The sequence below is a fragment of the Nitratireductor sp. B36 genome, from assembly GCF_020833685.1.
In the GTDB taxonomy this organism is placed as follows: Bacteria; Pseudomonadota; Alphaproteobacteria; order Rhizobiales; family Rhizobiaceae; genus Nitratireductor.
The window spans coordinates 943,833-957,160 of sequence record NZ_JACKZY010000001.1 but is presented as its reverse complement, the minus strand read 5'-3'; the positions used below and the strand labels follow the sequence as shown (position 1 = coordinate 957,160).

The 13,328-nt window shown below is 60.4% G+C and carries 12 protein-coding genes; 11 read left to right on the top strand and 1 reads right to left on the bottom strand.

Translation table 11 applies throughout. The features are described 5' to 3' along the window. Positions 1-231 precede the first annotated feature (231 nt). The 4 genes from H7H48_RS04765 (at position 232) to H7H48_RS04750 (ending at position 5,155) form a co-directional block, all read left to right on the top strand. Entirely contained in the window at positions 232-1,641 is a 1,410-nt protein-coding gene (locus H7H48_RS04765) for a hypothetical protein (protein ID WP_229447639.1), read from the top strand. Next, positions 1,638-2,843 carry a polysaccharide pyruvyl transferase family protein gene (locus H7H48_RS04760; RefSeq protein ID WP_229447638.1) on the top strand — a complete coding sequence of 402 codons (1,206 nt, stop codon included), beginning with the start codon at positions 1,638-1,640 and terminating at the stop codon, positions 2,841-2,843. Before H7H48_RS04765 ends, H7H48_RS04760 begins: the two co-directional genes overlap by 4 nt. A 306-nt stretch (positions 2,844-3,149) precedes the next feature. Further along, positions 3,150-3,905 (top strand): Crp/Fnr family transcriptional regulator, encoded by a 756-nt coding sequence (locus H7H48_RS04755; protein ID WP_229447637.1) that lies wholly within the window; start codon positions 3,150-3,152, stop codon positions 3,903-3,905. A 536-nt stretch (positions 3,906-4,441) separates the two neighbouring features. Then, positions 4,442-5,155, top strand: coding sequence for a response regulator transcription factor (locus tag H7H48_RS04750; protein ID WP_229447636.1), 714 nt, complete (start codon positions 4,442-4,444; stop codon positions 5,153-5,155). Positions 5,156-5,244: 89 nt separating this feature from the next. Here the strand turns inward: H7H48_RS04750 and H7H48_RS04745 are convergent, their stop codons facing one another. Continuing rightward, positions 5,245-5,613: a cupin domain-containing protein gene (locus H7H48_RS04745; RefSeq protein ID WP_229447635.1), complete on the bottom strand. Its 369-nt coding sequence runs from the start codon at positions 5,611-5,613 to the stop codon at positions 5,245-5,247. A gap of 214 nt (positions 5,614-5,827) precedes the next feature. On the opposite strand from H7H48_RS04745, the gene H7H48_RS04740 reads away from it, so the two are divergent. Genes H7H48_RS04740 through H7H48_RS04710 form a run of 7 tightly spaced genes read left to right on the top strand, consistent with a single transcriptional unit; the run spans position 5,828 to position 13,322 of the window. Continuing rightward, a complete protein-coding gene (locus H7H48_RS04740) occupies positions 5,828-6,838 on the top strand; it encodes a BMP family ABC transporter substrate-binding protein (RefSeq protein WP_229447634.1) in 1,011 nt (336 codons plus the stop codon). Between the two features lie 22 nt (positions 6,839-6,860). Further along, complete coding sequence (locus H7H48_RS04735; RefSeq protein ID WP_229447633.1) at positions 6,861-8,396, top strand: ABC transporter ATP-binding protein; 1,536 nt, start codon at positions 6,861-6,863, stop codon at positions 8,394-8,396. Then, positions 8,393-9,454 carry an ABC transporter permease gene (locus H7H48_RS04730; RefSeq protein ID WP_229447632.1) on the top strand — a complete coding sequence of 354 codons (1,062 nt, stop codon included), beginning with the start codon at positions 8,393-8,395 and terminating at the stop codon, positions 9,452-9,454. Before H7H48_RS04735 ends, H7H48_RS04730 begins: the two co-directional genes overlap by 4 nt. Next, positions 9,447-10,361 carry an ABC transporter permease gene (locus H7H48_RS04725; RefSeq protein WP_229447631.1) on the top strand — a complete coding sequence of 305 codons (915 nt, stop codon included), beginning with the start codon at positions 9,447-9,449 and terminating at the stop codon, positions 10,359-10,361. The genes H7H48_RS04730 and H7H48_RS04725 overlap by 8 nt, the downstream gene beginning before the upstream one ends. Then, positions 10,358-11,677: an amidohydrolase family protein gene (locus H7H48_RS04720; protein ID WP_229447630.1), complete on the top strand. Its 1,320-nt coding sequence runs from the start codon at positions 10,358-10,360 to the stop codon at positions 11,675-11,677. The genes H7H48_RS04725 and H7H48_RS04720 overlap by 4 nt, the downstream gene beginning before the upstream one ends. 23 nt (positions 11,678-11,700) lie before the next feature. Continuing rightward, positions 11,701-12,537 (top strand): purine-nucleoside phosphorylase, encoded by an 837-nt coding sequence (locus tag H7H48_RS04715; RefSeq protein ID WP_229447629.1) that lies wholly within the window; start codon positions 11,701-11,703, stop codon positions 12,535-12,537. A 2-nt stretch (positions 12,538-12,539) separates the two neighbouring features. Then, the gene (locus H7H48_RS04710) at positions 12,540-13,322 is read left to right on the top strand and encodes an SDR family NAD(P)-dependent oxidoreductase (protein WP_229447628.1); all 783 of its coding nucleotides are present in this window, start codon (positions 12,540-12,542) and stop codon (positions 13,320-13,322) included. Positions 13,323-13,328 lie beyond the last annotated feature (6 nt).

Below are 13,328 nucleotides of genomic sequence, written 5' to 3'. Positions count from 1 at the left end.
CCGCCAACGAGTGCACGCCTGCGTGTCAGATGAGGCGCTTTTACTGGGGTGAACGGCACTGCAGCTACCTCCCGGCAGGCAGGGTAACATCGCCCTGGCTCGACCCGGAATTCAGCCAAATGCTGGCCCACTGACCATAAGTGGTACCCCCCGAAACGCGACGCTCAATCGCTTGCGTGGTATTCTTAGCCGGGTTTACGTCGCTTCTGCGGCAAAAGGGCGAGGCGCACCATGCCCATCGAGTTGTTGGGTTTTTTATCTCTGCTTGTTGGGACGGTCGTGCTTGTTTCTCCGCCCCGGCTTTCCTTTTTTGTCATTGTTTTTTCGACACTCTTTGGTGCCGCTGCCGCATTCGGTGTGCCTGGTCTGGGCGGCGCTTCGGTTCTCGTTCCCAGCCTTTTGCTCGCCTTTTATTGCCTGCGGTTGTTCATGGCTTTCGGCGAGAAACCGGTTTTTGCGGCGGTGTCTTCGGCATCGCCTGGCATATGGTTGTTGCTGCTCACCGTTTATGGGGTTTTCTCAGCTCTTTTCCTGCCGCGCCTGATGGAGGGCGTGACCGAAACGATGATTGTGCTTCGCTCCTCTGCTGGTCATCGCATCATCGATCTCACGCCATTGTCGTTCTCCAGCAACAACATCACCCAAACGATCTATGCGGTCGGCGGGCTCTTATGCTTCGCCTTTACATACGCCTATCTCAAATGTGGCGGCACAGCTCGCGACGTGATCAACGCCATGTTGGTTCTTGCCGTCGCCAATTTGGTCTTCGCGCTTCTGGACGTGATCACCTATCGCACAGGCACGGCGCATCTCTTTGATTTCATACGCACGGCGAATTACGCGCTTTTGACCGGGTCGGAAAAGGCGGGTTTCAAGCGTATCTCGGGCACATTTCCCGAGGCCTCGGCCTTTGCGGGTTACACGATTGTTCTGTTCGCGTTCACCGCGAGTTTATGGATTGACCGCATGCGAACGGTGACGACCGGACTAGTCGCCGGCCTACTGTTGCCTGCTCTGCTTCTTTCGACCTCCACCACGGCGCTGGTCAGCCTCGCCATGGTGGTGGTTTTTCTTTTCTGGCGGGCGTTGCCGGCTTCTTATGCAGGACATGTCACCGGCCGGCCGGGAGCCATAGCTCTCGCCATCCTCGCTGTTCCGCTCTGCTTTATGTTGATCCTCGTGCTGATGCCCGAATTTGCGAAAGCAGTGCAGGAATTTCTGGACGAGACGCTCTACTCCAAGCTCAACAGCCAATCAGCGCGTGAGCGCATGCAATGGAATGCGGTGGCGTTTCAGGTCTTTCTCGATACATGGGGATGGGGTGCCGGTCTCGGCAGTGCACGTGCCTCCAGCTATGCGCTTGTACTCCTTTCCAATGTTGGACTGATCGGTACGGTTCTGTTTGCATTGTTCGTTGGCAACATTCTTTCGATGAAGAGTGGTGGCGGGATCCGTGAGCACACGACAATGCGAGCTGCCAAGGCGGGCGTATTCGCAGGGCTTTGCGAAGCGATGATCTCGGGAACCGTCTACGATCTCGGGCTTCTCTTTTACGTTCTTGCAGGGAGTGCGGCTGCACTGCGTTGGAATCCTGCCCGCGCGAGGACATTCCGGCCGGCAGCGGCGGAGACGGCGCAATGAGGATTGTTATCTTCAACGTTCGGTACAGTCCGAATCTTGGAGATGGCATTCTGGCCGAATGCCTGGAGCGGGAACTGGGGCTTGCCTTGCCGGGCGCTGAGATCGAAACCTTGGATCTGGCCGGTCGTGTGTCTTACGGGACCCAAGATGCAGGGCGTTCGCAGGCGCTGCGCCTCTTGCAAGCCATGCCCCCCTTTTTCCGCCGGAAGCTGGTTGAGCGCGTCATTGGCGCGAGATTGTCCGCACTACGAGATACGTGGCGGCAGAAGATTGCCGAGGCCGATGCGGTCATCATCGGGGGCGGCAATCTCTTCCAGGATGATGATCTGAATTTCCCTTTAAAGATCGCTCAGGTGCTGGAGCTATGCCGTGAGACAGGCCGCCCGGTTGCGATCCACGCCGTTGGTGTCGGGCGCAATTGGTCGCCGCGCGCTGTCAGGTTGTTCGAAACGTTGCGCAGGTGCCGTGTCATTCGCCTCACCGTGCGTGATCCCGGCGCGCGGCGGAACTGGCGGCAGCATTTCCCTGACTGGCCAAGCCCTGATCTTGCACCCGATCCGGCTCTGACCCTACAGCCGGCAGCCAACACCGTTCGGGCGCATGTACCCCCGCTGGTTGGTTTGTGCGTAACAAATCCACTTGTTCTCAAGCGGCACGCGGGCCCAGGGCGAGATATACCTTTGGCAACTGTGGGCGACTATCTTGCCTTGGCCGATACATTGCAGGAGACGGGGTGCAATGTGCTCTTTTTCACCAACGGTGCGGTGGAGGATCAGGCTTCTCTGAAGCAGATTGAAGACAAGATCGCCGGAACGCGAACTGTGGTCTCCACGCGATACCGCTTTGCCAGACGCCCCTGCACTCCGCAGGAACTGATTGCCCTGATCGGTACACTCGACGTGGTGGCTGCACACCGGTTGCATGCTTGTATCACGGCCTATGCCCTCGGTGTCCCGCCCGTCGGTCTTGGATGGGATCAGAAGGTCGGCGCGTTTTTCCGGATGATTGATTGCGAACCTTTCTTCGTCCCGACGCACAAAGGAGGGGTGGGTAGCATTGCTGAGCGCATCCAGAAGGTACTGACGCAGAAGGATGGTGCTTTTTTTCAGCATCCATCCAAGGAGAAAGCGAGAGAAGCAATAGGAGATCTGGCCGAAGATCTGAAGAGATCGACCTGTGGCCTGCAACCCGCAAGAGCATGACAACCGAGCGAGGATTATACCTAAGATGCCAGAACCAACGCGCAAAAGAGTGATGGCCGCCCGTCGGGTGAGGCGGTTTTGTGTCTGCTATATTGCAAGCCAGCTAACGTATTTGTGATTTGGGCGTAGAGCCGTGTTGTCTACTGTTCTCCCTGTCCCGTTGCAGAATTTTCTGGAGTATTGTCGACTGCTGGGGACTATAGGAAAAGCCGAGGTTGATGGTGGAGTGTCTAAACCTCGGATATTTGTCCCATGAGTACTTCGGGTCGCGACAGTAGCCGACCCGCAAGTGGTCGGACACGCAGAATGCGGGGTAGTATGCCGGTTCGGGGCACCGAAAATTACAGGGAAATCCTGCATTATCTGGAGGCTGAAACGGCTCGTGGCATGTTCGGGATGGGGGCGAACAAGTCGAACCACTCCGGACTGCGAAAGCGCATCTATTCAAGCGGTGATACCATTGCGGATATGGATGGACAGAAGCGCGCTGTCCTTCTGGTCGTGTCTGGGTGGGTGTCCAACGGCAAGGAGCTCGAAGACGGCTCTCGCACGGTGGTCGATTTTTCCCTGACCGGCGATGTGATCACCGTTGGCACAACCGAATGGGCCCGAGAGGAAGTGAGGGCACTTACCGCGGTCACTCTCTTTGAGTTTCCCGGTGCGATCTACGAAAATCTGTCGACCTATCCACGTCATGTGCGCGAGTTCATTCTCAAGGGAATGGCACGGCGCTATGCTCGTGCGGCAGAGCATTTTGTCAACATCAGCCGGCGTGGCGCCTTCGAAAGGGTAGCGCATCTTCTGCTGGAGCTTTCGTTTCGCGTCGGCGTGTATGAGGGGCAGGGAGCAAGCTCCTTTGCCTGTCCTTTGACCCAGGTGGACCTGGGCGATGCGCTTGGTCTGTCGGTTGTGCACGTCAATCGGGTTTTGAGAAAACTGCGCGAAAGCGGCTACGTGTCCTTTCGCAGCGGTGTGGTCACGTTTCAAAATCGCGCTGGATTGATCGAGGCCACAGGCTTCGAGGGATCCTATCTGGCGATAGCCGATCCGCTCGTCTCCTGAGATTTATTCTTCGAGCAGTAGTATATCCCGATATATCAACTGGGATGAAATGCCTGTGGTTACAGCTTCTGGGTGCTTGTCACGGCAGCAGTCTGTTCATGTAGACTGTCGGAAATAAACGAAAAACCGCGTGAATGTCCCGAAAATCGCCTCTCAGCAGGCAAATTGAGGGCATTTACTCCGAAAAAGTTAGATAATTCAATTTATTCTTGTGGCGGGGTTGGATCGCAACCCTGATGAAGTATTTTGCAGTTATAATCATATTGAATGATTCTTGCATAAAATTGATCCATGTTAATGCAAAATGTCCCCAATCGTGAGGATAATAAATCTCCAAGTGATAATCCTGTTGAGGGCCTCTGAGAGGGGTTCGCGCCACCGCTAGACTTTTCGGTGGAGGGTGGGTCGTGCAATAAGAATAAGAACGCGCTTCTCCAATATCACTGGGGTTTGTCTTGGGTGAGTGTTGGGGAGCTTTAGTCATGGAACATGCAAAGATAGGGCAAAGCAGCAGAAGCAATAATCTACACGGACTCATGAAAGCATCGGGCGGTGCACTGGCAGCGCCCTCGCCGGAAGACTGGGACGAAGCACGAGACGAAACGGATCGGGAACTCGTCCTTCTGATTGATCCCAGAGTGCTGGACCGAGAATGTTTGGCCCGCAGTCTGGAAACGCAGAACCCCTCTCTCGACATTTTCGCCGTCGGGTCTTCGGACGAATGGCATAAGATCGCCGGGGGACGTCATCCCAAAGCTGTCCTTCTCATTGTGGGCAGCCGCAAGATCACCGAACAGGGCATCTGCAACGAAATCCACGATCTCGCTGAAGAATTCGAAGAGCAACCCGTTATCGTCATCGCTGATACGGATGATCTGGGGCAGATACTCAAGGCGCTGGAAGCCGGGGCCAAGGGGTACATTCCCAGCAATGTCGGTGTCGACGTGGCCGCGGAAGCCATTCTTCTGGCGCGGGCAGGCGGGGTTTTTGTTCCTGCCAGTGGTGTCTTGGCCATGCGCGATGTCATCAATTCGAACAGCAGCCGCGTGGTCGGCCTTGGCAATCTCTTCACCGCCCGCGAGGCCGAAGTTGCCGAGGCGCTGCGCCGCGGCAAGGCAAACAAGATCATCGCCTATGAACTTCAGCTGTGTGAAAGCACGGTCAAAGTGCACATTCGCAACATCATGAAAAAGTTGAACGCGACCAACAGAACCGAGGTCGCTTACAAAATTCGTGAAATGCAGTCCTGACGGTCACGAAGCCGGACCAAAAGGGCTGGCGAAACACTCAGGCCGGCAAACGTTTTGGGTCGATCGAAAGGTCGGCCCCTTTTTGTGTGTTAATCTTCAAGATTCACATAAGTCTCCGGCGTGAAGCGCGGCGTGCAGACGCAATAGAACTCCAGATCCTCTGTCCCGGTGTTGATGATGCGCTGCGCCGCACCGGCCGGAATGATGGCTTGATCTCCAATGGAGAGGAATTGACGTTCCCCATCGATCTCCACCACACCCTCGCCTCTACGCACGACATAGCGCTCGCAAACGCCCGTCAGACTGTGCAACTGGGTTGTCACCCCGGGTTCCACACGCGCTATTGCCAGCGAGGTTTCGGGCGAAGCGGGCGTGTTCATCAACTCGGTGATGAAGCACCGCTCCTCGGTCCAGAACTCCGGCACACCGGCATTTTGTACAAACCATGAAGGGGGCATGACCAACCTCGTTCGCTCAGACTTCCACAATGATCAGTCAGCTTGACAATTGTCAAAGTCCTGTCGGTGCGTCAGTATGCCTTCGACTAAAGCATCGGACCGAAAAGCGGAAACCGGTTTTCTGCTTATTCCGATGCTCCATCAGAAGATCAGATCGTTCTGTTGCGTCCGAATGAACGCACGGCGATCCGGAGGCCAAACAGGGAGTAATGGCATGAGGGGTTTGAAAAACTGGTTGGCGGTGGGGCTTCTGGCAACGACAGCATTCACCGTCCCTGCTTCTGCGGCGGATAAATTTTTCGTCTACGTCTCTCCCGACCAGATCGGCGTCAACGCCTTCCTGAAGCTTGGCCAGGCTGGCATCGAGCAGGCTGGCGAGAAATACGGCGCGGATGTCGAAACCTATGAGAGCCGCACGGCTGCCGACCGTCTCGAAAACGTCAACGCCGCCGTCAACGAGGGCGCGGATATCGTCGTGCTCCTTGGTTTCGAGTTCAACGACATTGTCAAACAGGTCGCGCCCACCGCGCCCGACACGCAGTTCCTTATAGTCGACCAGTGCATCGATGACCGGCCCGACAATGTGCATTGCGCGGTCTTCCGCGAATATGAGGCGAGCTATCTCGTGGGTGTCGCCGCCGGCATGCTGACCGAGAGCAACAAGGTCGGCGTTGTCGGCGCGCTCGATATCCCCTTCCTGCACCGCTACACGGACGCCTATGCCGATGGCGTCAAGTCGGTGAATGCCGACGCCTCGGTCGACATTCGCTGGGTGGGTGGCGAAAATCCGTTTGCCGATCCGGTGCGCGCCAAGGAACAGGCCGTGGCCATGAATGCTGCCGGAGCCGACCAGATCTTCACGGCCACATCGGGCGGTGATTTCGGCGTCTTCGAGGCGGCGAAGGAAAAGGATTTCCAGGTCTATTCCGTCGATGTGAACCAGTGCCCCAATGCGCCCGGCCACGTGGTCGATGTCACGTTGAAGCGCGTCGACAACGCCATGGTTCAGGCCATCGGCGCGATCCTTGAGGGCGAGAAGAAGCTCACCATGGCGCTCGGCCTCAAGGAAGGTGGCGTATCGACCATCGCGCTCGAGGAAGACGAACTGGCCGACAGCGGCTGCCTCATCGCCGATCATCCGGAGGTGGTGGCCAAGATGCGCGAGGTAGCAGGCCAGATCGAGGATGGCTCGCTAAAACTCGAAGACCCGATGTTCGCCAAGTAAGCGCGCCAGAGCAGCACGCATCATGCGCATCGACCTGCAGGACGTCACCGTCCGCTTTGGCCCGGTCACGGCCGTGGACAATGTTTCGCTCGGCATCGAGCCGGGCGAAATCCACGCGCTTCTGGGCGAAAATGGCGCTGGCAAGTCCACCCTGATGAACGCGCTTTTCGGGCTGGTCACGCCGGCAAGCGGCACGATCCGTCTGGATGGTAAGGCGCGGCGCTGGGCCTCGCCGCAGGATGCCATCGCCCATGGGCTGGGCATGGTGCATCAGCACTTCATGCTGCAGGAAGAGATGACGGTGCTGGAAAACATCGTCCTGTGCGCCGAGCCGGTGGGCCGCTTCGGCTTTGTCGATTTCGCCCGCGCGCGGTCGCGCCTCGATGAAATCGCCAAAACCCACGGTGTCGCCATCGATCTCGACCGGCGCGTCGGCCGCCTTTCCGTCGGCGAGCGGCAGGCGGTGGAGATCCTCAAAGTTCTCTACCGCGAGGCCGAAGTCCTGATCCTCGACGAGCCGACCGCCGTGCTCACCCCGCAGGAGAAGGACCGGCTTTTTGCAACGCTCAAGAGCTTCCGCGAGGCGGGCAAGGCGATCGTTCTCATCACCCATAAGCTCGATGAGGTGATGGAGATCGCCGACCGGGTGAGCGTGATGCGGGCAGGGCGTCTTGTCGCCTCCTCACCACTTGCCGAAACCTCGAAGGACGAGATCGCCCGTGGCATTGTCGGCGGCGATCTCCCGGCGGCCAGAACCCGCAAGGCGCTTTCCCCCGGCGAAACGGTGCTGGCCGTCGATCACCTCACCGTCGCGCGCCGCGGCCGTGACGTCGGGCCCGTTTCCTTCGATCTTCGTGCAGGCGAGATTGTCGGCATTGCCGGCGTCAGCGGCAATGGCCAGGCAGAGCTCATCCGCGCGCTCACAGGGCTTGAGCCCGTGCGTTCTGGCTCCATCACCCTGTGCGGAAATGAGATACAAAAACTGGATGTGGAAGCGCGCCGGCAGGGCGGCATGAGCTACATTCCTGAAGACCGGCAGCGAATGGGGCTCGCCCTTCGCGCCTCCGTCAGCGAAAACGCTAATGCGGGCCGCGACGATGCGGGCGCTTTCACCGCCGGGCCGTTCCTGAAACACGGTGCCATGGCGCAGTATGCGCGCTCCCTGATCGAGCGTTATCGCATTCGCGTGGCCGGTCCGCGCGCTTCCGCCTCCACCATGTCGGGCGGCAACAAGCAGAAGCTCGTCGTCGGGCGCGAACTCTCGCGCAATACCCCGCTGGTGATCGCCGAAAATCCCACATGGGGCGTCGATATCGGCGCCATCGATTTCATCCATGGCGAGTTGATGCGCATGCGCGATGCGGGTCACGCCATTCTTCTGGTTTCCACCGAGCTCGACGAGGTGATCGCATTGTCCGACCGCATTCTGGTCATGTATGACGGCGCCATCGCCGGAGAGGTGGATGGCGGCGAAGCCAGCCGCGACCGCGTCGGCGCATTGATGACCTCGCGTGCCGCCGACGCGCTGGGCGCGGCTTCGCCTGGAGCTGCTGCATGATCGCTTTCGATGCCGGCAAGGCCACCCGCAGCGCGCTGCCATGGCTCTTCACCTTCCTGTGGATCGCCGCGATCATTCTGGCGCTGCTGCTCTTTGTCGGCGCACCGGTGGGCGAGGCGCTTTCGGGCTTCTGGAACGGCGCTTTTGGCGGGCGCAGAAACGCCTATCTGATGGCAACGCTCAGCCGCTCGGCGCTGATTGTCGGCATGGCGCTTTCGGTCATGCTGAGCTTTCGTGCCGGGCTGTTCAACATTGGTGGGGAGGGGCAGCTTGTCGCCGGCGGGCTGGTGGCAGCGCTGGTTGCCGTGCTCATGCCGGGGCCGCCGCTGCTGGTGCTTGTCGTGGCGATCCTCGCTGCCATGCTGGCCGGGGCCTTATGGGCGCTGCTTGCCGGGGTGCTCCAGCTTTTCATGGGCGTGCCGCTGCTTGTCGGTTCGCTCCTCCTCAACTACCCCATCCGCTACATCGCCTCCTATCTGGTGGCCCACCCTTACCGCGACGTGCAGTCGGGCATGGTTCAGTCGCATCTCGTGCCGCAGGAAACCTGGTTTGCCTATTTTCCGGGAACCCGGCTCGATATCGGCATCCTCTTCACGGCAGTGGCGGCAGCCTTTGCGCTGATCTACAGCTACAGGACCGTCCACGGCTATCACACGCGGCTCAACGGGCTTTCGCCCGATTTCGCCCGCACGGTGGGTCTGCCGGTGCGCAGGCTCACGCTGCAGACGCTGGCGCTCAGCGGTGCGATTGCCGGCATGGTCGGCGCAATCGCCGTGTTCGGCATTCACCACCGCTATATCGACGGCATGCTGGTACAGCCGCTCTATGCGTGGACTGGCATCATCGCGGTGCTTCTGGTGGGCATGGTGCCGTGGGCGGTGCCGATTTCCGGCTTCTTCTTTGCTGCCGTCCAGACGGGTGCCGCCGGCATAGAGCGGGCGGCCGGCGTTCCCAAGGAGATTGCGCTTGTCGTGCAGGCGGTCATCATCCTCTTCGTGGCAAGCCGCGTCTCCGGCGCGCTGACCGCTTCGCGGGGCGATGGAGACGGCCATGTTTGAGCTGATCGCCGATCCTTCCTTCGCCGCCTCCATTCCGCGCTTTGTCACGCCCATTCTTCTGGCCGCCCTTGGCGGCGCGCTGTGCGAGCGGGCCGGTGTCTTCAACATCGCGCTGGAAGGTTTTTTGCTCGTGGGCGCGTTTGCGGCGGTGCTGGGGGCCTATTTCTCCGGAACGCCCTATATAGGCGCGCTCACCGCCATGGTGGCCGGCATGGCGCTCGGGCTTGTCTTTGCCGAGTTCAATGTGCGGCGCGGCGGCGATTCCATCGTCGTTTCCATCGCCATCAACCTTCTCGCCGCCGGTCTCACCACGTTCTTCCTGCGCGCCATTTTCGATGTCACGGGTGCCTTCAGCGATCCGGCGATTGCCGGGTTCGCACCCATCCGTTTGCCCTTCATAGAATATGTGCCGCTTCTCGGCCCGATCCTGAGCGGCCAGGCGCTGCCGTTCTACCTGGCGCTTCTCAGCGTTCCGTTCCTGCATGTGTTTCTCGCCCGCCACCGGCTTGGCTTGCGCATTCGCGCGGCGGGAGAAAACCCTCAGGCGCTTCGGGCTGGCGGTGTCAGTCCAAAACGTGTCCAGCTTCTGGCGCTCATTGCATGCGGCGCGCTCTGCGGTCTGGGCGGGGCGCAGCTTTCCATCGCCAATGTCAATCTCTTCGTTGAAAACATGAGCGCCGGGCGCGGCTGGATCGCCGTTGTCGCGGTGCTCTTGACCCGTGGCCGCCCGTGGCCGCTCTTCTTCATCGCGCTTCTGTTCGGTGCCGTCGACAGCCTGTCCTTCCGCGTGCAGGGTCTGGGGCTTGCCCAGCAGTTCACCGACATGATGCCGTATCTGGCGACCCTTATCGTGCTGGTTGCCCTGTCATGGTGGCGGGCAAGACGCGCAAGAGGAGATGCTTCATGACCGTCGATCTGGTTGTCAAAAACGCCATTGTCGTGACCTGCGATGAAAAGCAGACGGTGATCCAAAATGGCGGCGTTGCGGTCTCAGATGGCCGCATCACGCAGATTGGCGAGAGCGCAGCGCTCGAACAGGCCGCGGGGAACGCCCGCAACGTCATCGATGGCAGCGGGCACATCCTGATGCCGGGGCTGATCAACAGCCATTGCCATGCCGCCGACAGCCTGTTTCGCGGTCTGGTGGAGGATCTGCCGCTGGAGCCGTGGCTGCAGAAGGTGTGGACCGCCGAAGGCGCTATCCTCAATCCGCAGACCTCGCATCTTGGCAGCCTTCTGGGCTTTTCCGAACTGCTCCTCTCCGGTGTCACCAGCACGATGGACATGTTCTGGTATCCGGTGGAGACGGTTCGCGCCGCGCGCGAAGTGGGCATGCGGGTGTCGACGGGGGGCATCTTCTTCGATGGGCCGGGTGTGGACGGCGCAACGCTCGATGACCGCATTGCCAGTGCTGAGGCGTTCTTTGAAGCGTTTGCGGGTGCAGACGATGTCTTCCCGGCAACCATGCCCCACGGAGCCTATACGGTGGGGCCCGAAAACCTGAAGACGGCCAGGGATATCACAAACAAACACGGTGGGCTCTTCAGCACGCATGCGGCGGAAACGAAGGCCGAACAGGCCGATGTGGAAGGCCGCTATGGCAGTTCCGTCATCCGCCATCTCGATCATCTTGATCTCCTTGATGAGCGCACGACGCTCGCCCATTGCGTCCATCTGGACGATGAGGAAATCGCCATTCTGGCGCGCACGGGCACGACCGTTTCGCACAACCCCATGTCCAACCTGAAACTCGCCTCCGGGATTGCCCGCATACCTGACATGCTGGCAGCCGGTGTCCATGTCGCACTCGGAACCGATGGTGCGATCAGCGGCAATGATCTCGACATGTGGATGGCGCTACGGCTGGCCGCCACGCTGCACAAGGGCGCGAGCCAGCGGGCCGATGCCGTCTCCACCCATCAGGCGTTGGCCATGGTGACACGCTCCGGCGCGCGGGCGCTGGGCGCGTCCGACAGGCTGGGCAGTCTCGAAAAAGGCAAGCTCGCCGACATGATCCTGATCGATGTGAAGCGCCCGCATGCGGTGCCGATGTTCGATCCCGTCACCCATCTCGTCTATTCCACCGCCAGATCCGACGTGCGCCATGTGTTCGTCGGTGGCGAGCAGGTGGTGCGCGATGGCGTGCTCACCCGTCACTCGATCGACGACACACTGGACGCAGTGGCAGAGCTCGCGCCGCGCATCGCCGCCACCGTGGCCTGACAGTAAAACCCTGGGAGAATGAAATGAGCGAAAGCCAACTCGCGCGTCTTGAACGCGCCCATGCATCGATTGCCAAGCGGGCAGGGGCGCCAGCACCCATCGCCATCATGCTGGGGTCGGGGCTCGGCCAGCTCGCCGACCGGGTGGAGGATGCCGTCACGATCCCTTACGGAGAGGTCGATGGCTTTCCGGTCTCCACCGCACCCGGCCACAAGGGCGCTTTCGTGATCGGCAATCTGGAAGGCCAGCGCGTGATCATGATGCAGGGCCGGCTGCATCTTTATGAAGGCTGGGCGCCGCGCGACATCGCGCTTGCCGTCTATCTGCTCAAGCGCCTCGGTGCCGAAACGCTGATCGTCACCAATGCCGCCGGCTCGCTCAATCCCGACTATGAGCCCGGAGACGTGATGCTCATTGAGGATCACATGAACTTCACGGGGCTGAACCCGCTGGTCGGGCCCAATGACGATGAGATCGGCCTTCGCTTTCCCGACATGTCGCGCGCCTATGATCCTGACCTGCTCGAGCTCACGCGCAAAGCGGCGGATGCGGCTGGCATTTCCGTGCGGCAGGGCATCTATGCGGGCGTTCTGGGGCCGTCCCTCGAAACCTCGGCGGAGCGCCGCTATTACCGCGCTTCCGGCTCGGATGCCGTCGGCATGTCGACTGTCACCGAGGTGATTGCCGCCGGGCACGCATTGCTGCCCGTCATCGGGCTATCGGCCATCACCAACAAGGCGACCGGCGGTCCCGACCAGCAGCCCGACACGATCGAAGAGGTGTTTGCCAATGCCGAGATTGCCGGGCGCAAAATCGAGGCGATCCTGGCCAAGCTTCTGCCCAATCTGAAAGGAGCCTGATCATGGCTGCAACCATCCCACCCGTCGCATCCCTGCTTGATCTCACCGGTCGCACGGTCATCGTCACCGGCGCCAGCGGCGGCATTGGTAGCGGCATCGCGCGGCGTCTGCATGAGGCGGGTGCGAATGTGGTGTGTCACTACAATGGCAACAAAAGTGCCGCCGAGGCGCTTGCGGGCGAATTGGGCGCGCGGGCGTTCGCTGCCGGCGGTGACCTTTCGAAGGAAGCCGAAGCGGCCTCTCTCATGCAAGCGGCGCTCGAAGAATTCGGTTCTGTTCACGGCGTGGTCAACAATGCCGGCTTCCAGCCCGTCGAGGCGCTCAGGCAGATCGACGAGGCCGGCTGGGCGCAGATGATGGCGATCAACACCGGCGCTCCGTTTCTCCTGACGCGCGCTTTCGCCGACCATGTCGAGACGCGCGGTGGCGGTGGTGCGGTCGTCAACATTGCCTCCATCGAAGGGCATCAGCCGGCCCCCGGCCATGCCCATTATGCGGCCTCCAAGGCAGCGCTCTTGATGTTCACCAAGGCGGCAGCATTGGAGCTTGGCGGGCTTGGCATTCGCGTCAATTCCGTCTCTCCGGGTCTGATCCACCGCGACGGCATTGAAGAAGGATGGCCCGAAGGTGTGAACCGCTGGAAGGAGGCGGCACCGCTTGGCCGGCTCGGCCAGCCGGAGGATATCGGCGACGCCGCGCTCTTCCTTCTCTCCGAGGCTTCGCGCTGGGTGAGCGGAACGAACATCACGGTCGATGGTGGCGTCAGCGCCCGTTCGACCTGGTGAGAAAAT